The 22,842-nt window shown below is 35.5% G+C and carries 16 protein-coding genes; 7 read left to right on the top strand and 9 right to left on the bottom strand.

The genetic code is table 11. From position 1 onward, the window contains the following. Nucleotides 1-44 precede the first annotated feature (44 nt). On the bottom strand, nucleotides 45-1,814 hold the full coding sequence (locus B3P23_RS02395; RefSeq protein ID WP_293924233.1) for an aromatic amino acid hydroxylase: 1,770 nt from the start codon (nucleotides 1,812-1,814) through the stop codon (nucleotides 45-47). A gap of 430 nt (nucleotides 1,815-2,244) precedes the next feature. Then, on the bottom strand, nucleotides 2,245-2,784 hold the full coding sequence (locus B3P23_RS02390; RefSeq protein WP_293924231.1) for a GNAT family N-acetyltransferase: 540 nt from the start codon (nucleotides 2,782-2,784) through the stop codon (nucleotides 2,245-2,247). 481 nt (nucleotides 2,785-3,265) lie between these two features. Between B3P23_RS02390 and B3P23_RS02385 the strand changes: the two genes are divergently transcribed. After that, nucleotides 3,266-4,264, top strand: a complete 999-nt coding sequence (locus B3P23_RS02385; protein WP_045752697.1) for a beta-ketoacyl-ACP synthase III — start codon at nucleotides 3,266-3,268, stop codon at nucleotides 4,262-4,264. 525 nt (nucleotides 4,265-4,789) lie between these two features. After that, nucleotides 4,790-5,071: a hypothetical protein gene (locus B3P23_RS02380; protein WP_045752696.1), complete on the top strand. Its 282-nt coding sequence runs from the start codon at nucleotides 4,790-4,792 to the stop codon at nucleotides 5,069-5,071. A 122-nt stretch (nucleotides 5,072-5,193) separates the two neighbouring features. On the opposite strand, the gene B3P23_RS02375 is transcribed toward B3P23_RS02380, so the two are convergent. The 3 genes from B3P23_RS02375 to B3P23_RS02365 form a co-directional block, all read right to left on the bottom strand. Next, complete coding sequence (locus B3P23_RS02375; protein ID WP_293924224.1) at nucleotides 5,194-5,367, bottom strand: hypothetical protein; 174 nt, start codon at nucleotides 5,365-5,367, stop codon at nucleotides 5,194-5,196. Nucleotides 5,368-5,992: 625 nt separating this feature from the next. Continuing rightward, nucleotides 5,993-7,276, bottom strand: coding sequence for a Gfo/Idh/MocA family protein (locus tag B3P23_RS02370; RefSeq protein WP_293924222.1), 1,284 nt, complete (start codon nucleotides 7,274-7,276; stop codon nucleotides 5,993-5,995). Nucleotides 7,277-7,424: 148 nt separating this feature from the next. After that, nucleotides 7,425-8,708, bottom strand: a complete 1,284-nt coding sequence (locus B3P23_RS02365) for a Gfo/Idh/MocA family protein (protein ID WP_248755852.1) — start codon at nucleotides 8,706-8,708, stop codon at nucleotides 7,425-7,427. Nucleotides 8,709-9,279: 571 nt separating this feature from the next. Here B3P23_RS02365 and B3P23_RS02360 point away from each other — a divergent pair. Beyond that, entirely contained in the window at nucleotides 9,280-11,922 is a 2,643-nt protein-coding gene (locus tag B3P23_RS02360) for an alpha-L-rhamnosidase (protein ID WP_293924218.1), read from the top strand. 260 nt (nucleotides 11,923-12,182) lie between these two features. Here B3P23_RS02360 and mnmE read toward each other — a convergent pair whose 3' ends face one another. The 3 genes from mnmE to B3P23_RS02345 all read right to left on the bottom strand — a co-directional run bounded on the left by mnmE (nucleotide 12,183) and on the right by B3P23_RS02345 (nucleotide 17,504). Then, nucleotides 12,183-13,559, bottom strand: coding sequence for a tRNA uridine-5-carboxymethylaminomethyl(34) synthesis GTPase MnmE (gene mnmE, locus B3P23_RS02355; RefSeq protein WP_045753722.1), 1,377 nt, complete (start codon nucleotides 13,557-13,559; stop codon nucleotides 12,183-12,185). Between the two features lie 123 nt (nucleotides 13,560-13,682). Continuing rightward, nucleotides 13,683-15,614, bottom strand: coding sequence for an LTA synthase family protein (locus B3P23_RS02350; RefSeq protein WP_293924215.1), 1,932 nt, complete (start codon nucleotides 15,612-15,614; stop codon nucleotides 13,683-13,685). 9 nt (nucleotides 15,615-15,623) lie between these two features. After that, nucleotides 15,624-17,504 (bottom strand): LTA synthase family protein, encoded by a 1,881-nt coding sequence (locus tag B3P23_RS02345; RefSeq protein WP_293924213.1) that lies wholly within the window; start codon nucleotides 17,502-17,504, stop codon nucleotides 15,624-15,626. Nucleotides 17,505-17,843: 339 nt separating this feature from the next. On the opposite strand from B3P23_RS02345, the gene B3P23_RS02340 reads away from it, so the two are divergent. The 4 genes from B3P23_RS02340 (at nucleotide 17,844) to B3P23_RS02325 (ending at nucleotide 22,240) form a co-directional block, all read left to right on the top strand. Beyond that, nucleotides 17,844-20,459 carry a valine--tRNA ligase gene (locus B3P23_RS02340; RefSeq protein WP_293924211.1) on the top strand — a complete coding sequence of 872 codons (2,616 nt, stop codon included), beginning with the start codon at nucleotides 17,844-17,846 and terminating at the stop codon, nucleotides 20,457-20,459. A gap of 221 nt (nucleotides 20,460-20,680) precedes the next feature. Then, on the top strand, nucleotides 20,681-21,553 hold the full coding sequence (locus B3P23_RS02335; protein ID WP_293924209.1) for a hypothetical protein: 873 nt from the start codon (nucleotides 20,681-20,683) through the stop codon (nucleotides 21,551-21,553). A gap of 136 nt (nucleotides 21,554-21,689) precedes the next feature. Then, nucleotides 21,690-21,884: a YqaE/Pmp3 family membrane protein gene (locus tag B3P23_RS02330; RefSeq protein ID WP_108159051.1), complete on the top strand. Its 195-nt coding sequence runs from the start codon at nucleotides 21,690-21,692 to the stop codon at nucleotides 21,882-21,884. Nucleotides 21,885-21,952: 68 nt separating this feature from the next. After that, nucleotides 21,953-22,240, top strand: a complete 288-nt coding sequence (locus B3P23_RS02325; protein ID WP_248755846.1) for a DUF4342 domain-containing protein — start codon at nucleotides 21,953-21,955, stop codon at nucleotides 22,238-22,240. A gap of 43 nt (nucleotides 22,241-22,283) precedes the next feature. On the opposite strand, the gene B3P23_RS02320 is transcribed toward B3P23_RS02325, so the two are convergent. Next, nucleotides 22,284-22,718, bottom strand: coding sequence for a Dabb family protein (locus B3P23_RS02320; RefSeq protein ID WP_293924206.1), 435 nt, complete (start codon nucleotides 22,716-22,718; stop codon nucleotides 22,284-22,286). Nucleotides 22,719-22,842: the final 124 nt, after the last annotated feature.

Below are 22,842 nucleotides of genomic sequence, written 5' to 3'. Positions count from 1 at the left end.
TATACTTTCAAACTTTAAAGCTAACCACTAAAGAAAGCTAAAGGTTATTTACTAAGAAGCAATGCTATTTGATTATTTTTAGCTAATTGTATGCCATCCAAAATTAATTTTCTCAAGTGCTTATGATGACTGATAATTTCTTGAAGTCGATTTTCGATTTGCTTTGCTAAGTGTTCATGTTGATCATGTACAGCCAATTCTAATGTTTCGACATAGGCTAACCAGTCCATTGAAAAATTTTGCGCAATCATTTCATAGATTTCTGTTAATGAAATTTGCGATTCTCCTTTTCTACGTTGCCGAATTAAACTATATAATTTATTTTTAGCTTTTCCAACTTCATCCTGCTCTTGAACAATTGTTTTATTTGCAGATACGGAGACTCCTTGCTCATAGGCTTCTTTATCTGCTGCACCACAGAAAACAGAGACAATATGCTCACCTACTGCCATATCATAAGTTCCCCACTCGGGATCAAATAAGATCTGACAAGACCGACTATCGATAACCTGACAAGGTGCTAAAGTAATCAATTGAATTTTGTTATCTTGCTTCACTATGGAACGAACTATTCCTCTTACCTCAATCCCAGATTCGAATAGGAATATACTCTCCTTATCTATCTCAATACCATAACGGTTCATATCAGATTCATCGAAATCTTCAAATGCTTTATCAGATCCCGATAGACGCCCAACTGGGGAACTAAATCCATCAGCATGGTATGACTTGCCATGCCCCATGAGTTGTTTATCTTGATATGCGAGTGCGGTAGGTCCTACTGTTTTGATATATGCGATGGTTTCATCGACGATACCTGGATGAAATAGACCAGATATTTGTAAGCCTGAGCTATATACAATTGTACACAGGTTTTTGCAGGCAATAGCTTTTTCTAATCCTAATTTTCCTCCTATACGAAATGACATGGTATTTGCAAATTGATCTAATACTTCACGCAATTGATTGAAATCTGAAGTAACAAATAATTGAGGTTGCGGCTTAGTGATATCATAAGAGTAGTCTAATGCCTTGAGAGTATAAGGTAATTTGGGAATCTCTTTACGCATACATGATGCGCTTTCACCAATGGACGACAGCAATCCTGCACCATAAATTTTGGGATCGTCAACAGTCCCAATTAATCCATATTCGACAGTCCACCAATGTAGTCTACTAAGCAATGCCATCTCGGAAGGCTCCCCCATATTAGATTGGATATCAAATAGTTTTCCCTCAGCCGTTTCAATTTGCTTGATAGTGGCACTACTACTTTCTTTGAGAATAGATAAATGCCTAATGGCCTCATACAATTCGAAATCCTTTTCTGAAAACATCGCTTTTGTACCGATTTCTCCAAAATATTGCAAGTATGCGGCATATTCAGGTTCTCCAATAATTGGAGCATGCCCCGATGACTCATGGATAATATCTGGTGCTGGTGTGTATTCAATATGTTCAATCTGACGTATATCTGCAGCCACAACGAGTACCCGATAGGCTTGAAATTCCATAAAGGCCGCTGGGGGTATAAATCCATCAACGGTTGCGGCTCCCCATCCTATCTTTTTGAGGCTATCATTCATAGCTTGCAAATTTGGGATTTCCTCAATAGTCAATCCTGCTTTACGAAGCCCGGGAATATAGGGATAATAGGCAATATCTCGGAGATAAGCATAGTTTTGTCGCATGACATATCGCCATACTGCTTGATCAATCGCTGTGTAACGCTGATAGTGCTGTGGCACGATATAACGTTTTAAATGTTGAGGTAGTTGATTTAATACTGGGTTACCGTAAGTTTCCATTTGCATATTAAGCTATATACAAATTTAACTTATTTTCTCACACCTAAGCACTAGCATATGAAACAGTTACAGCATTACCACATTTTCAATACAGTAATAATAATAATCAATAGAAGTATTTTTTATTTTTTTTACAAACTTATTCAATCTCTCTTAGCAATCATTTAAAAAAAATGCACACTGTTGTTGATTTTTGTAAAAAATAAATAATTTCCAATTCTCATTGAGCATATCATTTTAATACCTACTATAATTTGGTCAAGACCATAAAACAATATATATCAGCAGGTTTACTAGTGGCTAGCAATAATAGTATTTGAAATCTTTATGAATATCAGTCTAGAAATACTGAAAACTAGATTAAGCTCAAGATCAACAGATCAAATATAAAAATACACTCCTTTATGCAGTAAATTTATTCATTTCAAAAATACGGCTATCTATCACGATATGCTTCTTTTCTAATGGCATAAAGTACATTGATACGATTAGGTTCACCATGATATGCTACTTCTTCCAATCTGACTTTTTTTGCTCCTAATTTTTCCATTGCTTTTTTAGACCGCTCGTTAGTATTTCCAACATGGAAATAAACGATATCAACGTGATCGAACACATAATCAAGCATCATTTTTTTTACTTGAGGATTAATACCTTGACCCCATGTCTTTGTGCCATAAAATGTGTAGCCAATGAAAATCGCTTTCTCGTCTGCATTATAATTGTAAAATCGTGTACTTCCTAATATCTCATTTGAGTGTTTATTTTGTATCAAATATGCACCTTTACTGAGCAGAGCGCCTTCAAAGAAATTTGCAAATACAGACCGTTCAAATCTATTTTTATTGGGATGCTGTTCCCATACTCTAGGATCTTTAGCGACAGCATAGAGTCTTTCAAAGTCATCTTGCTGAACTGGAATTAATCTAACTTGACTATTTTCAAGCTGACTTTGAATCGAAAATGGTGTTACCATATTTATTTAATAATGCGAATAGTTGACAACAATTTAAGCAAACTGTTTTTAATATAAAGGTGTTAAAAAATATTTTTCATAAAAATGCATAGTGAAAGTTTCAATTTAAAATATTACTGAAGAGAAAGATCATGATAACTACCTGTTTTGAAGCATGTTTTATCCGCATTACAATAATCTCATATATTTTGCAAACATCCTCTTTATCAAAATTAAATTCTAAACATTAAAATTAAGACGGTATCAATACTAGACCGTTTTGCGATTCGGTTCAAAAAAAGAGGCTCATCGTAATGATTTTGTCACAATCTTAATATTTTTCATACTGTTGTATAAATTATTCTATTTTTACACCTCCTTTACAAGTCTTTTTTGGAAGATTAATAAAGGTTATAACAATAAATAAACGCATTGGCGATAAAATAAGATTAAACTAAAATTACAAAAGGCGGATCATACTTGAATATGATAACCATAATATATGAATACAACTCTCCCGAATAAACTTTACGCTGCAATTACCGCAATTGGAGGTTACATCCCTCAAAATAAACGAACAAATTCTGACTTAGAAAAATTATGTGATACGAATGATGAGTGGATCATCAAAAGAACAGGTATCAAAGAACGTCGCATTTTAGAAGATGAATTGGCGACTTCGGACATGGCTGTTCGTGCGATTGAAGATCTTGTTGTAAAGTATGGTAAAAATCTGGATGAAGTAGACGCTATTTTAGTCGCGACCTCCACTCCTGATATGCCGATGCCTGCAACTGCAAACATTATTGCAGAAAAGTTAGGTCTTAATCATGTTTGGGCATTTGATATTAATGCAGCGTGTTCAGGATTTTTATATGCTTTGGATATGGGCGCCTCACTTGTAGAGACAGGTCGGTACAAAAATGTACTGATTGTGGGTGCTGATAATATCAGTACCTATGTTGATATCCATGATCGATCAACGAATATTTTATTTGGAGATGGTGCTGGTGTAGTGCTTTTGCAACCTTCTACAGAAGGTGGCATCATGGATGCATATCTTCAAAGTAATGGAGATGGACGTGCATTTTTAAATATTGAAGCTGGGGGAACGCAATATCCGATCTGTTTAGCGGACAACGATACTCAAAAAAGATACCTCCGCCAAGATGGAAAAACGGTATTTAAAAAAGCAGTTCAATCCATGAGCGATGCTTGTACAAAAGTAATGGAGCGTAATCATATAACGGTTGAAGATGTAAACTGGGTGGTACCCCACCAAGCAAATCAACGCATTATTGATGCTGTAGGTAGATCATTGAATATTCCGGAGGGTCGTACTTTAAGCAATATTGAATATCTCGGTAACACCATAGCAGCTACTATCCCGTTATGTATTTGGGAAAATGTTAAATTGATGAAAACTGGAGATTTAGTAATGCTTACAGCTTTTGGAGCTGGATTTTCCTGGGGAGCAAGTATCTTACGCTGGATGATATAATAAATTATTTTAATAAATGATGATATATAAAATTGATCCGCTATCATGAGCTGATCAATTTTTTTTATTTTTAACTCTTACCGACCAGATCTAAGCCGATATGATGTAAAGACTAATCCTTAACAATCATGCCCCAATCTCCCTATCTGTATTTGGCTTGAACATCGTGAGTTTCACATTCAAGCTGTAGACCTGTACTTACCCATATCAATTTAAGAGCTAATACTCTAGAAATAAAAATACTTTTCATTTTCCAAGATTTCCTATCAAATACTTTGAGTATCTTTTCACCTATATAAGAATATCTTTTTCATATATAGTCAAGTTCCGAAATTTGTTTATTCAACTTAATTTCAGTATCTTACAGAAATGTGATTAAAAAACTGAGATTACGCTACGTCCTCGTTCATTGATAACGACATCTCTCCTTCTATCTTTCTGGCTTTAGGCAGATCGTCTGCACTTAGCGATTCTGACTCTTCGTAGTGAGCAGCATCAACTATTTATTACATTTTTATATTCAGTATGAAACAAAACATTATGGTCAGCTACCCGAAAAAGACCTCTACTCCAGTCCATGTTCATTATATCATTACGCAACAAGGGAATTTTAAAACCATCACCTGTGCAGTACCCGCTATAGAGGAGATCCCAAGCTGGTTAGAACTACGCAAATTTGAACTTGTTGCAATGAAATATAACGGCAATTTTGAACTTCTCTTTGAGCATAGGAAGTATGAAAAAAATATGGATACGGTACTCTTTATGGATAAAGTATTTGAAAGCATTATCGCTGTTTCAAATTAATTTCCAATTGTACGATGACCTATCGTTCCAAATTCTAAAATTTAAGCTCCAAAAAAAAGATATCCCAGAGTGATTGGATGATATCTTTTTTTACAATAATACTCAAAAAAACATGCCCACCATTAATAATAGGACTCATGAAGCAAGATGGCTTCGGGTCCCAGTAGAATGGAAATGCTGATCTGTTCGACATGTCGTATTTTCATCCGTGCTCGGTAACTCGCACTTTTTGATTTGTAAAAGGAAAGATCACCGATCGTTCCATTGAATTTGATTAAACTTTCTCCTCTTGCCATGACATTATTGTTTTGACACTACGAAGATGGCCATCCATCCAAGAGCAGTAGGTCCAAAAGTGGAGATAGGCTGAAATATGGGGAATAATGATACCGTTTTACTTCATCCTAGGCCATAAAAATCTAAATCATCAGGAATAAAACTGATTTCTATAGGAAAAACTTATTTCAGTACACCAATAACCAATAACAGCATTTTTCTGGAGAGGAATCAAACCTGCTTTGCAAAAATTGAAACGTCATACCGGATCGGTCAAGTAGATGCTATGCATAGATAAAGCATGGCATATGCATATGTAAAGCATAGATAGTGCATAGATAGAGTATTAAAACAGGGTGTTTGATACACTTACCATGCACTTACTATACTCTTACCCGATGTCAATACCGCACATAGGCAAACAAGCCTTACCCATACGGTATGAATGCTTGATCCTTGCCTAGCAGATAGTTTGAGATGGAATGTCTGTGTACGGTACCACACCATCCATATTCATTCACACGATGATCTGGTCAAAAGATCATCCCTCAAAGTAAACTTACAATGAAAAATAAATATCGTCTATGTATCTGTCCCAAAGAAGCAGCAGCGATCTTGGGACGCACGGAAAATCACTTGATTTCTTTAAAATGCATTAAAATCCCATTCTCCCCGATATGATCTACTCCTCATTAAGTTAGCGGAATAATCATTAAACTCCTCTTTTTCAGGATTCCAATTTAAATCCTTTTGCAATTCATATGCAATATTTACGGCATTACAAACCGAACTTGTACGATGCCCAATCTCAACGTCACATATAGGTTTTGACCTTTTCTTAATGGCATCTATCCAGTCTTGATAATGATTATCACTGTGATAAACAAGTTTATCTTGTGCAGTCAACTTAAGAGAGGCTAAACGCTCTGGACTTGTTCGGAGAAAGGAACGGCTCACTTCTATCTTACCTTCTGTACCGATAAACTGTATAGCATTGTGCTCTCCCCAAGGCGTATGATTGACCTTTACACCATTTTTATAAATAAATGAAAGGCCATGTTGAGCCATCGGTTTTTTAGGGGGGAGAAATAATTCTGGTCCGCTTTGATCCATATCCAAAGCCCATTGCACGATATCAAACATATGCGCACCCCAATCTGCAATATAACCACCACCAAAATCGCGGTACCATCTCCAACCAGCCCACTCTGGATCTTCCAGCGTTGGGGCTAATATCGGATGGTATCCACGATACATAGATGGTCCGACCCACATATCCCAGTCCAGTTCCTTTGGAACTGGCATCGTTGGTAGATCACATTGTTTCACCGGTTCTCCTATGGCGACGTTGACTTCCTTCACCTGCCCTATATATCCATTTCGTATCAGATTCACTGCTTGTCTAAAATTGTAAGAAGATCTTTGCATGCTTCCTGTTTGAAAAACTCGATCATACTTTTTACTCGCATTAACCATCGCTCGGCCTTCGGCAATGGTCAATGCTAGTGGTTTTTCGCAATAGATATCCTTTCCTGCGCGAGCTGCATCTACAGCAACTTGTGCATGCCAATGATCGGGAGTAGCAATGACCACAGCATCGATATCCCTACGTTCCAACAGCTCGCGATATAACCCATAACCTTTCATTTGGATAGATGGTTTTTTCAAATTTGTCTGTGTTTTAGTCGTCTCTAAAATAAAATTATTCAACTTTTTAGAATCGACATCAGATGCCGCATGGATCAATACCTCTATACAATTCGCTAACCCATTCATAAGGGTATAAGACTGCTTACCTACTCCGATATATGCCAGGTTGATCCGATCACTAGGTGCTATAAAATTTACTCCTCCCAATACCGATCGGGGAACAATTGTAAAAGCCAAACTAGCCTTCACACTTTTATCTATAAAATCTCTCCTATTCATAATTAGAATTTACTTGGTTAAGTCCTTTTTAGGTTTATATTTTAATATTTCTGATCTGTATGATTTTTATTGATGTCATTAAACTTTTTACTAATAACGGTTTTCCGCTACAGGTTTAGTTTAAATAAACATCCTAAGATTACTAAATCTAAATTTTAGGATATGTATAGCCGTTATGGTAAGCTGCAGCTAAGTATCTATTGGCCTCTTTATCTGAAAATTGTTGTTTATCTTTATTCCAATACAACTTTTTGCCTGTTCTATAAGCAATATTTCCCATTTGTGATAAAACAGCAATATGTGCACCAGCTTCAATTGGTGCTTTGAGTATAGCTTTGTTTTGAGCAAAGATCGCTTCCACAAAATTGTTCATATGTCTTTCCAATCCATCGTCTTTTGCTTTTTGTAGTGGAACTCCTTGCATTCGATTGCCTTCGGGCAATACTTCCCAACCTTGTCGATTGAGCACTAAAGTTCCGTTGTTACCTATAAAAGCGACTCCATGCCCTTTATTATAAGGACCTTGATCAATCCCAATGGCATGCTCCCACTGCACATTGAACCCATCAAACTCATACAAAGTGGTCAAGGTATCAGGAGTTTCTTCGACATCCTCTGGGTAGGCAAATTTACCTCCAGCTGCCATAATAGAGCGTGGATCAGAAACTTTCATCCCGATGAGTGCAAAATCAAGCATATGTACTCCCCAATCTGTCATCAAGCCGCCTGCATAATCCCAAAACCAACGAAAATTAAAATGAAAGCGATTCATATTAAATGGTCTTTTCGGAGCGGGACCTAACCAACGGTCATAATGTACTCCTGATGGAATTGCGGTATCTGGTACAATTGGAACATCTTTCTTCCAACCTAGATATGCCCACACTTTAACCATCCGCACCTTACCTAGACTGCCACCATGTAAAAATTTCATCGCATCTTCAAAATGCTGTTGACTTCTTTGCCACTGCCCTACCTGAACAATGGCATTGTATTTCTGAGCAGCACTCACCATGACCTCACATTCTTTGATCGAATTGCCTATTGGTTTTTCTATATAAACATGTTTACCTGCTTTTACAGCATCTACCATCATCAAACAATGCCAATGATCGGGCGTCGCAATAATGACAGCATCTACATTTTGGTCTTTTAACAATGCCTGGTAATCAATATAAGATTGAACTTTTATATTACGTTTATCCAGTTCAGCAATACGCTTTTTAAGCACATTCTCATCGACATCGCACAGTGCTGTACAGACCACATTTTTATTTTGTAATATAGCCATTAAGTTAGACCACCCCATTCCATTCACACCGATCACCCCAATACGGATTGCTTTTGTTTGAGCAAGCCCTTGAGTTCCTTTAAATAATAATGCCGACGCAGCTAGTAATGTTGACGTTTTAAGAAATTTTTGTCTATTCATGATCATACAGTAGCCCCAATTTTTCAGAGATCACATGAAAACGCTATGAAGTTATGGTTAATTGAATAGCTTATTACTTTTCAGTTTTCATGTTATCCTTAAGTAAAAATCAGCTGATTTTAGGTTTTTGTTTAGTTTATACTTTCTAATATAGAAAAAATATTGTTTGACTCAAACTACTGTATATTAAGACATTTCATAAATACACATATCATAGCAACCAAAGACCATCATATAAAACCTGATTTATCTTGTTTATCGTTAGCTAGAAGCATTATTTACAAAAAATAACCAGATTTTATGGTCAGTATATGTTTTCCTTATATATTAAATAAGTTACAAAACGATCTGCTATTAACCGCGATTGATCGGCTAAAAGATTACTTGAATCAGAATGATAAAAATCATTAAAATTTGGATAAACCATTTATTTAATCACTAAATCGCATTAGCATTGTTAAATATTTAAGTAAAAATGTATTTTTACATTAGATATAAACCAAACTGACCATCTCAAATACTCGATGAAGCGATTGCTTATTCAATAAGAGAGGATAATAAACCATTTAGAATGAAGATAGCCTTATTTATTACATACCTAGTCATACATACTCATCTATATGCACAAGAGAATGTAAACATTTGTGAACCGATAGGACTGAAATGCGAACATCTCAGCAATCCTTTGGGTATAGATATTCCAAATCCCAGATTGACATGGATGCTTAAAGATACCCGGCAAGACGCTATGCAAACGGCATATCAAATCGTTATTGGAACAGATTCAATAGCTGTTACTCATAATATCGGTGAAAGTTGGAATACCGGGAAGCAGCTCAAATCGGATATTATTGCTGTATATAAGGGTAAAAAGCTTAATCCCTTAACAAAGTATTATTGGAAAGTGAATGTGTGGGACAAAGACGGAAAACCAACTTCTTCGCAAGTTTCCACTTTTGAAACTGGGATGATGGGACGATCGAATTGGAAAGGTTCATGGATTAGTGACCATCACGACATCCATCACAAAGCAGCTCCATACTTCAGAAAGGCATTTGAAATAAAAAAAACAATTCAATCTGCACGAGCATATATTGCGGCAGCAGGGTTGTATGAGCTGTCTCTAAATGGAGAAAAGGTGGGTAAAAACATGCTTGATCCGATGTATACGCGTTTCGACAAACGCACACTATACGTTGTACATGATGTCACAAAACAATTGCAATCGGGTGAAAATGCTATTGGTGTTATTCTGGGAAATGGTTGGTACAATCACCAATCTCTGGCAGTATGGGATTTCGATAAAGCACCTTGGAGAAATCGTCCGGCATTTTGCATGGATTTGCGTATCGTCTATACAGATGGTACCGAAGAAACGATTGTATCTGAGCAAGATTGGAAAACTTCTGCTGGACCGATCACTTATAATAGTATTTATACGGGCGAGCACTATGATGCAAGATTAGAACAGGATGGTTGGAATAAAGCTCATTTTGATGACTCAAAATGGAAAGGTGTGAAATATCGGAGCGCTCCGGCAGATCTTATTATTTCTCAACAAACAGTACCAATTCGATTAATCACCCCCTGTTCACCAATTTCCATCAAAAAAATAGATAATAGAACTTATGTATTTGACATGGGTCAAAATATGGCAGGTGTAACAGAAGTGAAAGCAAAAGGAGCTGCTGGAACGATACTGAAAATAAAACATGGAGAACGTCTGAATGATCGTGGTCGAATTAATTTAGCTAATATCGATGTTTATTTTCGCGGCGATAAGGCTACAGATCCCTTCCAAACGGATATCTTCACTCTAAGTGGTAGAAAGGAGGATAAATTCACTCCTAAATTTAATTATAAGGGATTTCGCTATGTTGAGATAACCAGTACAGAACCTGTTGCACTTCAAGATTTAAAAATTACTTCTTATTTCATGCATAGTGATGTTGATGCAATTGGCGAAGTCAAGACATCTTCGAAACTGGTCAATGATCTTTGGAAAGTAACCAATAACGCTTATCTTTCTAATTTAATGGGGTATCCAACAGATTGTCCACAAAGAGAAAAAAATGGTTGGACAGGCGATGGACATCTCGCTATTGAAACTGCTCTATACAATTTTGATGGTATTACAGTTTATGAAAAATGGTTAGCTGATCATCGCGATGAACAACAACCCAATGGGGTACTGCCCGATATTATTCCCACAGGAGGATGGGGATATGGCACTGCAAATGGGTTGGACTGGACCAGTACAATCGCCATTATCCCATGGCAAATATATCTGTTTTACGGAGATAGTAGGCTATTGGAGGATTGTTATGAAAATATAAAACGCTATGTTAACTACGTGTCCCGCATAAGCCCAGAGGGACTGACTACCTTTGGTAGAGGAGACTGGGTACCTGTAAAATCAACATCCAATCTTGAACTTACCTCTTCTATCTATTTCTACGTTGATGCGACCATATTGGCATCTGCAGCGAAGCTATTTGGCAAACAGGATGATTATGTGAAATATGATGCTTTAAGTAAAAAAATCAAAAATGCCATCAATAATAAATTTTTAGATCTATCAACTGGAATTTATGCAAGCGGAACGCAAACAGAATTAAGTATGCCGTTGCATTGGGACGTTGTTCCTGAGGATATGAAATCTCAGGTAGCCGCCAATCTGAACAAAAAAGTTCAAGAAACAGATTTTCATCTGGATGTTGGTGTGCTAGGAGCAAAAGCTTTATTAAATGCTTTAAAAAATAATGGTTATGAGGAAACGGCATATCAAGTGGCTGTACAGGACACTTACCCTTCATGGGGCTGGTGGGTTGTGAATGGAGCTACAACATTGCTGGAGAATTGGGATCTGCAAGCTGAAAGGGATATATCGGATAACCATATGATGTTTGGTGAAATAGGCGGTTGGTTCTTTAAGTCTCTGGGAGGTATTTTACCTGACACTTCTCAACCGGGATTTAAACATATTTTATTAAAACCGATATTCCCGAATGCGCTTGATCAATCTGAAGTAATGCATCGATCAGCTTATGGCACCATTATCTCTAAATGGAAAAAAAACAAGAAGACTATAACCTATGATATTGTGATACCAGCTAATACTACAGCTACATTTTATACCCCAACCAATGTAAAAGACCAAGCAACTATACAACTAGGCTCAGGTAAACATAAACTTATATTTACGCTGATATAAACTGCAACTTGTTCCGTTAAGATGAGCATATCCGAGAAGTTGGTGTAAACGTCTCAGCATTGAATATGTAAATTGCAAGATCCAAAGAATCTTTTTAAAACTAATATTATACAAAAAAGGCCGTTTAGGATTAATCTTAAACGGCCTTTTTTGTATTTTCAACATCTTCATCGATTATTGGAAAGATATTGTATTACTTTGGTAAACTTTTATCAAACATATATTCGGAGTAAGAGTAAGTTTCTTAAAGAGCTCTCAAATTACTTCCCGATACAGAACTTTGAAAATATATTATCAAGTAAATCATCTGTTGAAACAGATCCTGTAATTTCTCCTAAGTGATATAAAGATTGACGAATATCCATGGCTAAAAAGTCGGATGTTACAGGATTATCAATACCATACAGCACACGTTCTAAGGATGAACGGGTATGTTGCAAAGCTTCTACATGTCGAATGTTGGTCACTAGAACATCATCCGTATTTAAATTCGCCAGATTTACTTGTGCCAATAGTTCATCTTTAAGTTCTTCCACCCCTATTTGCTCTTTTGCAGATATATATAGTGGTTTAAGGAGATCAAATTGTAGTTTTTGTTCTTGTGTAAGCAAATCTGCTTTATTAATAATCGTAACAAACGGAATATTTAATACCGAAACTTCAGTGATCTGATTTTGAATATCTTGCACTTGATCTTGGGTCGGATCAAATAGATAGATGATCAAACGTGCCTGCTTCATTTTCTCGCGTGTTCGCTCTACACCTTTGGCTTCGATCACATCGATTGTCTCGCGGATACCAGCCGTATCAATAAATCGAAATGTAATCCCTTTAATATTTATTTCATCTTCAATAGTATCCCTTGTAGTACCTGCAATATCGGATACAATGGCGCGCTCTTCATTTAATAAAGCATTCAATAAAGTCGATTTACCCACATTAGGCTTACCCGCAATTACTACTGGCACTCCATTCTTCAGTACGTTTCCTTGTTCAAAGGATGAGATTAATTGGCTTACTACCCGATTAATTTCTTTGATCAGATTTTTCAATTGATCGCGGTTTGCAAATTCAACATCTTCTTCAGAAAAATCTAATTCCAATTCGATCAAGGATGCAAAATGGATTAAGTCGTCCCTTAACTTTTTCAATTGATTGGAGAAACCTCCCCGCATTTGCTGCATCGCAATCTGATGAGAAGCGGCAGAGTTTGAGGCAATCAAATCCGCAACTGCCTCTGCTTGAGAAAGGTCCATACCACCATTCAAAAAAGCACGAAGTGTAAACTCTCCAGCTTTAGCAGCGCGAGCTCCCTTTCTAATCAGTAAGCTCATGACTCTTTCAATAATATACTTTGAATTATGTGTAGAAATTTCTACCACATTTTCTTTAGTATAGGAATTGGGACCAACAAATAGTGAAACCAACACTTCATCAATGATCTCCTGACCGTCACGAATTGTACCAAAATGAAGGGTATGTGAGGGTTGTTTTAATAAATCTTTTCCTCTAAATACCTGATTGGTAATCACAATTGCATCTTTTCCTGAGAGACGAATAACTGCGATAGCACCATTACCACTTGCTGTAGCTAAGGCCACAATTGTTTCTTGTTCCAAAATAGTGTGTTCAGACATAGTACAAAGATAAGGATTACGGTTGTAGTTAACGGGCTAAATAACTTACAAATTGACATATTTACACACATGAATAGTGATTAAATAATAGCTCGTTTGAGCTTAACACTCATTCCCTGTTTTTTATTCGCCTTCGTAAATAAGTTTATTGTCAATCATCCTGTTGTTATACTGTTGTTCAAAAGCCTTGAACTTGGTTTCCATCGTATCTAAAACTCTTGGTGAAAGTTTTAATAGATCTTGTTTCATGAAACGGTCATCTTTAAGATTATGTAATGATAGATTTTTTCTCCCATCATTAATCAACAGATAATCTTTGTAGTAAAAATTATAAATTCCTGCATTATTATTCACGACAAAATTTTCTTTTGTAGGGTTCAATGCATCAAACCCAAAAGCAAAATAAGGTTTATCGTAATGCAAATAATTCAAAACGGTTGGCATAATATCAATTTGCTGTGCTAACTTATCACTTCTTCCTTTTAATTCCCCTCCTGGAGTATATAGAATAATCGGAATAGCAAAGCTATTTGCAGCTGTTTGATATTCTGGCAAAGCGCTTACAGTTGCATGATCTGCACAGATGACAAACAAGGTATTTCTGTACCAAGACATTTTAGATGCAGTTTTAAAAAATTGACGCAGGGCATTATCCGTATATCCGATTGGTTCCTGTACAGGTAAAGGTCCTTTTGGAAAAACTCCTTCATACTTTGCTGGAACCTTAAAAGGATGATGTGAGGATAGTGAAAAGAAACTGGCAAAAAATGGTTGCTTAAAGGTATTGATTTCCTTTGCCATATACTGCATAAAAGGTTCATCCCAAATGCCCCATATACCATCAAAATCTGCATCATTATTATATTCATTTTTACCATAGTAATGTTGAATACCTGCTAATTTCATGTAAGCTGAAAATCCCATACTACCATTTGGAGCTCCATGAAAGAATGCTGTCTCATAGCCTTCATCTCCCAATAATTTAGCAATACTAGTGGTTTTATTGCCCGAATACACTGATAATACAAATGGCTCCCCTATCGAAGGAATACCGGTTATAACAGAGGGAAGCGCATCGATAGATTTACGTCCGTTTGCATAGGTATGTTCAAATGTAAAACCTTCACGTATCAATGAATCTAAAAATGGTGTATACCCTCTATACTTTCCGTCTTGAATATCTTTATTTAACTCACCGAAATGTTCTTTAGCAAAGCTTTCCAAAATTAAAAACACGACGTTCATCTTTTTGAATGGCTCTTTACTTTGTGGATAATGGATCGGATTATATATCGCTGTTAATTCTTTTGGGGTATAAGTCTGAATAGGTTTTAGATTAACAGCTTTCAATGTTTTCATTAAGCTAAAAGGCGTATTCAGCACAATATTCATCTCTTCAGGATTTGTTACATAGTCCCCTGCATTACTCAATGTAATGGGTCTAGTACTATGTGCCCATCCTCCGCGAACTCCACCTATAAATAGAAAAATAGCAAATAAAAAACAAGCGGTTTGAATACCATATGCAGTCCACTTGAAAGATTTCGGTCTGACTATATATACTAGATCATAGATCTTGACCAGTATATATATCAATACTGCTAGTAGTACAAAAAGATACCAATAATCCATACAAAAATCAAGAGCTAAAGATCCTAGATTTTGTTCATGCGAAAACTGGTCGAAGACCGTCCCAGTTGTTCTCTTCAACGTAAAGGGATAATATGCAAAATCAGCTAGATTTAAGGCAATTCCTATTGAATTGGTGATGATAAAAATCTTTTTCGCGATATTTTGATAAGTTGTACTATATTTAAATGGAGCTGGTATAATCTGCATCAATAGATAGAGCACATTTAAATATAATAATGCTACAATATCAAATTTAACTCCTCCCCAAAACATGTATAACAATTGATCTGCACTGATATTCGGAAATAACGAATAATTAAACCAATAAAATCCTAATCTCAAAAAAGCGTAAATCAACAGCAACATCAGGAATCGAATCAACAGACCCAAATAGGGAGCAAATGAACCTTTCAACTTTATCATCTTTACTAGCTAATATTTTAAAAACTCTTTGTACACTTCCTGATAATAAGCTTTTCCGATATTCAGCAAACTATCTGTTTTCGATTGGGAATAATCACTATGTTGTTTATAATTAATGATTTTTCCTACATTATCGAAACTGACAACCTGCTCAGGCGTAATCACACCAAAGGCATCTTTGGAATTGTAAAATGCGATTTGAGGAGTTGTGGGATTGAGCAGATCTCGACTCCAATGGTATCTTTCCGAAGGAAGATTTAACTGATGAAGCAAAGTGGCTACTATATCAGTCTGGTTACCAATTTTTTCAATTTTCTTACCTCTAAATTCAGGTTTAATAACGTCGCCAAAAAATAATAACGGAATATGAAAGCGATGCGGATTTGACAACTCCCATTTTTCAGCAGGAAGTCGATGCCCATGATCTGCAACGACAACAAATAACGTATTTTTGTACCAGCTTTTACTTTTTGCTTGATTGATAAAGTCATACACTACAGAATCTGTATAAAAAGCTGTACTTCTAAATTTATCAGCATTGGTTTTAGTTCCAAATTTATAACCATCCGGTAAGTTAAAGGGCTCGTGATTGATTAATGTAAAAATAGTGGAGAAAAAGGGAGTTTTTTCAGTATCAAAATCATGCAACATTCGCTTGAAAACAATATGATCATAAACTCCCCATGATGCTCTTGCCGCATCTACGCCAAAGTTAGCATTATCAACTACTTTCGAAACGCCATGCATGAGCATGTAAGACTTAAAATTATAAAATTCACTTTGCCCACCATGATAAAATGATCCATGATAACCTGCGGTGCTAAGTTCTTGACCAACTGCGGGTAAGTTTTCATGTTTATCGATATACTTAATAATACTTTCCGGTCCTTGGGCAGGAAAAGCACTAAAGATACCAATCATACCTTTATCTGATCGATCTGCAGCGGCATACACATGATCAAAAAATACACCCTGATTAATGAGCTTTTCGAAATTTGGGGTAATTCCTTTTTCTCCACCCATGGATTCAATCAAACCACCCACAAAACTTTCCAACATAATGACAACAATATTTGGTTGCTTTGTAGTCAGTATTGAAACAGATGAATCTGGATTTGATTGGAATGCAGGTTTTAATATAGCATGTACCTGTGACTGATCATCATAAAAATGATAGGGACTCTTTAAACGGGTGCTTTGAGAGAAATAATCACGTAATAAGGCCCATTGCGTATTTACCGCAGCATGATTATAAAAACTTTGTTCAGAGAAATAAGCTTTACTGGGGTTTAGAGTAGCTCTTCCATATCCACCTCTTATAAAGGTAAATAACAACAGGGCTCCTAATATCAATTTGATCGTATTCTGACGTGGCAATTTGATGTTATAAAAGTGAACTTTTTTAAACATCCATCGATATAAAAAATAACCTACCACAATACCTATGATCATGCCAAAAACAGGAAAAAAAACAGGTGTCGATTCAGCAGAAGCTACTGCCCCTGAAGGTGATGCCAAGAAAGCATCAATGGCCCGCTTTGAAATCTTATCTCCCCACTCTCTGTAAATGTTGATATTAATAAAAGATACAACAAAGTAAAGGACCAATAAACTAATGGTATAAATATCTAAAACTTTTCTTTTAAAGTGTTTATGTGGTATAAAAGATAAGATACAATAAATAACAAAAGGAATAACACAGATGTATGATACTGCTGAAAAATCTAAACTCAGGCCATGATAATAGATTTTAAAAACATCAAAGAAGTGTTTAGATCCAATTTTATCATAAAAAGCAGTTATAAAAATTAATCGATCAATAAAGCATATGATAAGCCAAAATAAAAAATACTGAGTCAAGGCCTTCAACTCACTGGCAATTTTGTTCATTTGTAGTATTTAATTAAAACACGCAAATGTACGCTATTTCAATAATAGTTGATTGAATTGTGAAGATTATGTTATAAAAATATTACGATATCATCAATAATTTCATAAGATGATTCTTTAAGATGAGATGGAAAAATAAAAACCAAGTGATCAATAAGTTAAACCTCAATTCAGCAGCCAATACGAAATCGTGCAACGGTAACCTCCATTAGACCTAATTTGCTCTTTGCATAAATCTTGAAAAACAGTCCAAAAACCATTTTTTGAAATAGCAATATTAAACTTCTATAAAACAACTAAAATCGTTAAATTTGCAAACGATTTTGAAAAAAAATTATCATGAGTATAGCAAAAACTTACAATCCTAAAGAAGCTGAAGACAAATGGTACAGCTATTGGATGGAGAATGGATTTTTCCGTTCTACACCCGATGAGCGTGAACCTTATACTATCGTAATGCCTCCTCCAAACGTCACTGGCGTATTGCACATGGGACATATGCTGAACAATACTATTCAAGATGTATTGATTCGTCGCGCACGTATGCAAGGTAAAAATGCATGTTGGGTCCCTGGTACCGACCATGCCTCTATTGCTACCGAAGCTAAGGTTGTAGCTATGCTAAAAGAACAAGGAATTGATAAAAAATCATTATCTCGTGAAGATTTTCTTAAACATGCATGGGAATGGAAAGAAAAATATGGCGGTATTATCTTAAAGCAATTAGAAAAATTAGGTGCTTCTTGTGATTGGGAGCGCACTAAATTCACGATGGATGCCGATCTTTCTGAATCAGTTATCGATACCTTTATTAAATTCTATAAAGAAGGATATATCTACCGTGGTGTCCGTATGGTAAACTGGGATCCTCAAGGAAAAACAGCGTTATCTGATGAAGAGGTGATCCGTAGAGAAGTCAATCAAAAATTATATTATATCCGTTATAAGGTTAAGGATTCGAATGAATTTATCATCATTGCTACGACTCGTCCAGAGACAATTATGGCAGATGCTGCCATCTGTATCAATCCTAATGATGAACGTTATACGCACCTAAAAGGTAAAACGGTAATCATCCCTTTAATAAATCGCGAGATTCCAATCATAGTAGATGAATATGTGGACATAGAATTTGGAACGGGCTGTCTTAAAGTAACTCCTGCTCACGATTTAAATGATTATGCTTTAGGTCAAAAGCATAATTTAGAGATTATCGATTTATTAAACGATGATGGAACATTAAATGCTCATGCTCAAATATTAGTAGGTGAAGACCGTTTTATCGCTCGTAAAAAGATTGCAAAACTTTTAGAAGAAGTAGGTCAAATCGAAAAAATCGAAGATTATAAGTCTCAAGTAGGTTTTTCGGAACGTACGGATGCTGCAATTGAACCCAAGCTATCGATGCAATGGTGGTGCAAAATGGATAAATTGGCACAACCAGCACTTGATTATGTTGTCAGTGGAGAGGTTAATCTAATTCCTGATAAATTTACATCCAGCTATAAACATTGGATGGAAAATGTCAAAGATTGGTGTATTTCCCGCCAATTATGGTGGGGACAACGTATACCAGCTTGGTATAATGAGAAAAATGAATGGGTGGTTGCCAAAACTGAAGCTGAAGCTATTACAGAATTTGAATCACAGGGAAAAGTTTCATCAAATATCCGTCAGGAAGAAGATGTTCTTGATACTTGGTTTTCATCTGGTTTATGGCCAATGTCGGTTTTTGATGGCGTTCGCAATCCTCAAAATGAAGAATTTAATTATTACTATCCTACCAATGATCTGGTTACAGCTCCTGAAATTCTATTTTTCTGGGTAGCACGTATGATGATTATGGGACATGAATATACCGGTAAAGCTCCTTTCAAAAATGTATATTTAACTGGTATCGTTCGTGATAAACTAGGTCGTAAAATGTCTAAATCATTGGGTAATTCTCCTGATCCTATCGAATTAATGGCACAATACGGAACAGATGGTGTACGTGTAGGTATGTTGCTGTCTTCTCCTGCTGGAAATGACTTAATGTTTGATGTGTCGTATTGTGAACAAGGTCGTAATTTTGCGAATAAAATCTGGAATGCATTTCGCTTAGTTAAAGGATGGGAGACCACAAATACTCCTGCCACTGAAGCTCAGAAAACTGCTGCAAAATGGTTTGAAAGTAAATTTAATGCTACATTAATCGAGATAGAAGATCATTTTAACCATTATCGCCTATCGGATGCCTTGATGTCAACTTATAAATTGATATGGGATGATTTCTGTGCTTGGTACTTAGAATTGGTAAAGCCAGCATATCAGGCGCCTATTGAAACGGAAACGTTTGAAGTCGTAAAAGGATTTTTCAAACGTATACTGACACTAGTACATCCATTTATGCCTTTCTTATCTGAAGAATTATGGCATGATGAATTGTTTGGACAACGCGATGTGAAAGATTGTATTATCGTTGCTGAATATCCTACCGTAGGTGATATCGATCAAAAAATCATCAAAGAGTTTACTTTTGTACAACAGATTATATCTGAAGTTCGGAATATCCGCAATACCAAACAAATCTCTCCTAAGATTGCTTTACCCCTTGCGATCAATGCGACAGAGATTGATTTTACAAATTATCAAGAAAGCATCATCAAATTGGCCAATATTGAGCAATTAACTTTTGTACAAGAGAAAGTCATTGGAGCAGTTAGTTTCTTGGCAGGTAAAGAAGAATGTTATGTCGCTCTTGAAGAAAACATAGATGTGGACGCTGAACGCGAAAGGATAACTAAAGAAATTGACTATTTAAAAGGCTTTTTGTCTTCTGTAGACAAGAAATTATCGAATGAAAGGTTCGTTCAAAATGCGAAACCTGAAATTATTCAAAATGAACAAAATAAAAAAGCTGATGCTGAATCCAAGATGAAAATATTGGCAGAAAGCTTGGCGAGTTTATCTTAATTCATCTCGTAAAATATAAAAATGCCTCAAAAAACAAACATTTTTTGAGGCATTTTTATGCCTATCCCACTGATTATAGTATAAAATCTTCATTGTTGATAAAATTATTATTGAAAAATAGATAGTCAAAACGCAACTATTTTTTTGGACTCAGATTTGTAATTAACATTGGGATTTTACACACTAAATAAATTTTACAACTGAAAATTAGTTAATAAAAAATGAAAAAAATAATCACGGTATTGATATCTTCCTTAGCATTTTTATTGATTCATGCACAGGAGCAACCTGCCGCTTATGCTTTAAACGAAGAGTATAACTTATGGAATCTTCAAAAAGGTGACACAACTTATGTCTTTGCTGAAATGGCTTATATTCGAGAATATGCAGATACAAAATCTAAATTAGTAGATTCTCTTCAAGAAGGTAAAATGGTTATAATTAAAAGTGATGGATACAATGGTAGTACAGTAAGAGGATTTTATGCTCCATGGCATAAAATAAGCTATGTAAAAGATAATGTTAAAAAAGAAGGTTTCATCTGGCTAGGTTTGTTAGCTCTTAATAGTATACAAAATCAAGATGGCGAACAATTCATTTATGGTTTTAAAAAATTTAGACCATCTACAGAAAATTCAGCATCTTACTATGATGCTGAGATCAAAGTCTTTGATCGAGAAAAAAAAGTCATTGCTCGCGCTTCATATCAAGCAGAAGTAAACGATCAAACTGGTACCGATACTAAGATCTTAGGAGCAATGGGGTTAAAAAATATTAAAAATATTCATCGTTCAGCTTTTTTAGGTGAAGCATGTGGGATAGCTACCCAATATTACTATTTTGCGTGGAATGGTCAAGAACTCATTCATTTTCCAAGTAAAATGACCATTTCTGATGCAGGAGTATTCTATCGTGACGAAACAATTTTATTCCCTTCAGAACATAAAGGCGATCCGACGATGATTTATAAAAAAATAGTAGAGGCTGAGAATATCGATGACAATTTGGATGAGCCTAATTATATGGAGACTAAAAGCCAAATCAAGTATAGGTGGGATGGTCATATTTTAAGCGAGCTGATTGAATTGAAGTAAATCATGGTCCATTATCGCACACTTCTTTTACCTTTTAATAGCATGTATTCGCCGATATTTTCAATAGTCTTACCTAAAACCAGCGAATGTCCAGTAAAATAGAATTTATATTTGAACAAGTTTAAAAATAGAAGATATGATTTTAATAGCTGTATTATTACCCTGGTTGTCCTTTTTTTTAAGAGGGAAAATTTTTTCTGGAATTTTATGTTTGATTTTGCAGTGTACACTTATCGGTTGGTTGCCCGCAGCAATATGGGCGGTAGCATCAAGGGTAGATGGTAAAAATAAATCCAGATTTAATGAATTTAAACGTGAACACCGCTTTTAAAATTTTCACTATAATTACTGATGAAAAATGGTTATATTTAAAAGTCATCAATTAAAAATCAAAACATTATGAGTATTAAAGAAACATTTTCGATTACTGGTGAAAATCTATTAAAGAAGATTAAAGAACTCATTGCTGATGGAAACGTAACGAAGATCAGTATTTCTGATAAATCAGGGAAAGAAATTATGAGTTTTCCTGTTACAGTGGGTGCTATCGGACTCATATTTGCCCCCATATTTGCAGCAGTCGGAGCAATGGCAGCATTACTAACAGAGTGTACGATAACGGTCGAAAGGAAGGATAAAGATGATCAAGACAAACCAGATACTTCCCAGCATATCGAAGTTAAGTAGTTTATGGAGAACTATTAAGTTCTCCATAAACTACTTAAACGAACTACTCTCCTAGTAGAGTATCTTTTACTTCCACTTTATTCCAATACTTACTATATTGATCAATACCTGCTAAATGATTTGGATGGGTTTCATATTTTGTTATTGCTTCAATATTGGCAAAAGTGAGCATAATATGGTATGAAAAAGTATTATCTACAACTGGTCTTGGATTTGTCGCGGCTGGTTTTCCAATATGACAAGATTCAACTCCCGGCACTTTTTTTAAAATTTCAAAAAAATTTAAAAAATCCTTTTCTTCTTCTTTACTAATCCCATCTTTTAGCCAAAAATAGACACTGTGAAAAATAAATCCATCAGAAAAACCTGTACCTGTATTTTCTTTTTGTAATTTATCTTCAGAATTTAAGCATGATGTGAATATAGTGCCACCGACGCCTGCTATCGCCAATGAACTTAAAAATTTTTTTCTTTCCATTTGTTTAATGTTGATTTTAACGAATATACACAGAAAAAAATTAATTATCAATCTTGCTAAAACCTCGATAATAGTATGCTATTTTTGTAAAATTAAGGCATTATTTTTGTTTGATATCGCTAAT

This window comes from Sphingobacterium sp. UBA6320 (assembly GCF_002440335.1).
Lineage (GTDB): Bacteria > Bacteroidota > Bacteroidia > Sphingobacteriales > Sphingobacteriaceae > Sphingobacterium.
The sequence above is the reverse complement of the archived record's forward strand: the minus strand, read 5'-3'. Positions and strand labels throughout refer to the sequence as shown.

Bases quoted from the DNA above. Each gene is read 5' to 3' on its own strand.
- B3P23_RS02335 (WP_293924209.1), top strand. From the start codon at position 20,681: ATGAAAAAAATAATCACGGTATTGATATCTTCCTTAGCATTTTTATTG.
- B3P23_RS02340 (WP_293924211.1), top strand. From the start codon at position 17,844: ATGAGTATAGCAAAAACTTACAATCCTAAAGAAGCTGAAGACAAATGG.
- B3P23_RS02370 (WP_293924222.1), bottom strand. From the start codon at position 7,276: ATGAATAGGAGAGATTTTATAGATAAAAGTGTGAAGGCTAGTTTGGCT.
- B3P23_RS02320 (WP_293924206.1), bottom strand. From the start codon at position 22,718: ATGGAAAGAAAAAAATTTTTAAGTTCATTGGCGATAGCAGGCGTCGGT.
- B3P23_RS02365 (WP_248755852.1), bottom strand. From the start codon at position 8,708: ATGAATAGACAAAAATTTCTTAAAACGTCAACATTACTAGCTGCGTCG.
- B3P23_RS02345 (WP_293924213.1), bottom strand. From the start codon at position 17,504: ATGAACAAAATTGCCAGTGAGTTGAAGGCCTTGACTCAGTATTTTTTA.
- B3P23_RS02385 (WP_045752697.1), top strand. From the start codon at position 3,266: ATGAATACAACTCTCCCGAATAAACTTTACGCTGCAATTACCGCAATT.
- B3P23_RS02390 (WP_293924231.1), bottom strand. From the start codon at position 2,784: ATGGTAACACCATTTTCGATTCAAAGTCAGCTTGAAAATAGTCAAGTT.
- B3P23_RS02360 (WP_293924218.1), top strand. From the start codon at position 9,280: ATGAAGATAGCCTTATTTATTACATACCTAGTCATACATACTCATCTA.
- mnmE (WP_045753722.1), bottom strand. From the start codon at position 13,559: ATGTCTGAACACACTATTTTGGAACAAGAAACAATTGTGGCCTTAGCT.
- B3P23_RS02375 (WP_293924224.1), bottom strand. From the start codon at position 5,367: ATGGCAAGAGGAGAAAGTTTAATCAAATTCAATGGAACGATCGGTGAT.
- B3P23_RS02330 (WP_108159051.1), top strand. From the start codon at position 21,690: ATGATTTTAATAGCTGTATTATTACCCTGGTTGTCCTTTTTTTTAAGA.
- B3P23_RS02350 (WP_293924215.1), bottom strand. From the start codon at position 15,614: ATGATAAAGTTGAAAGGTTCATTTGCTCCCTATTTGGGTCTGTTGATT.
- B3P23_RS02395 (WP_293924233.1), bottom strand. From the start codon at position 1,814: ATGCAAATGGAAACTTACGGTAACCCAGTATTAAATCAACTACCTCAA.
- B3P23_RS02325 (WP_248755846.1), top strand. From the start codon at position 21,953: ATGAGTATTAAAGAAACATTTTCGATTACTGGTGAAAATCTATTAAAG.
- B3P23_RS02380 (WP_045752696.1), top strand. From the start codon at position 4,790: ATGAAACAAAACATTATGGTCAGCTACCCGAAAAAGACCTCTACTCCA.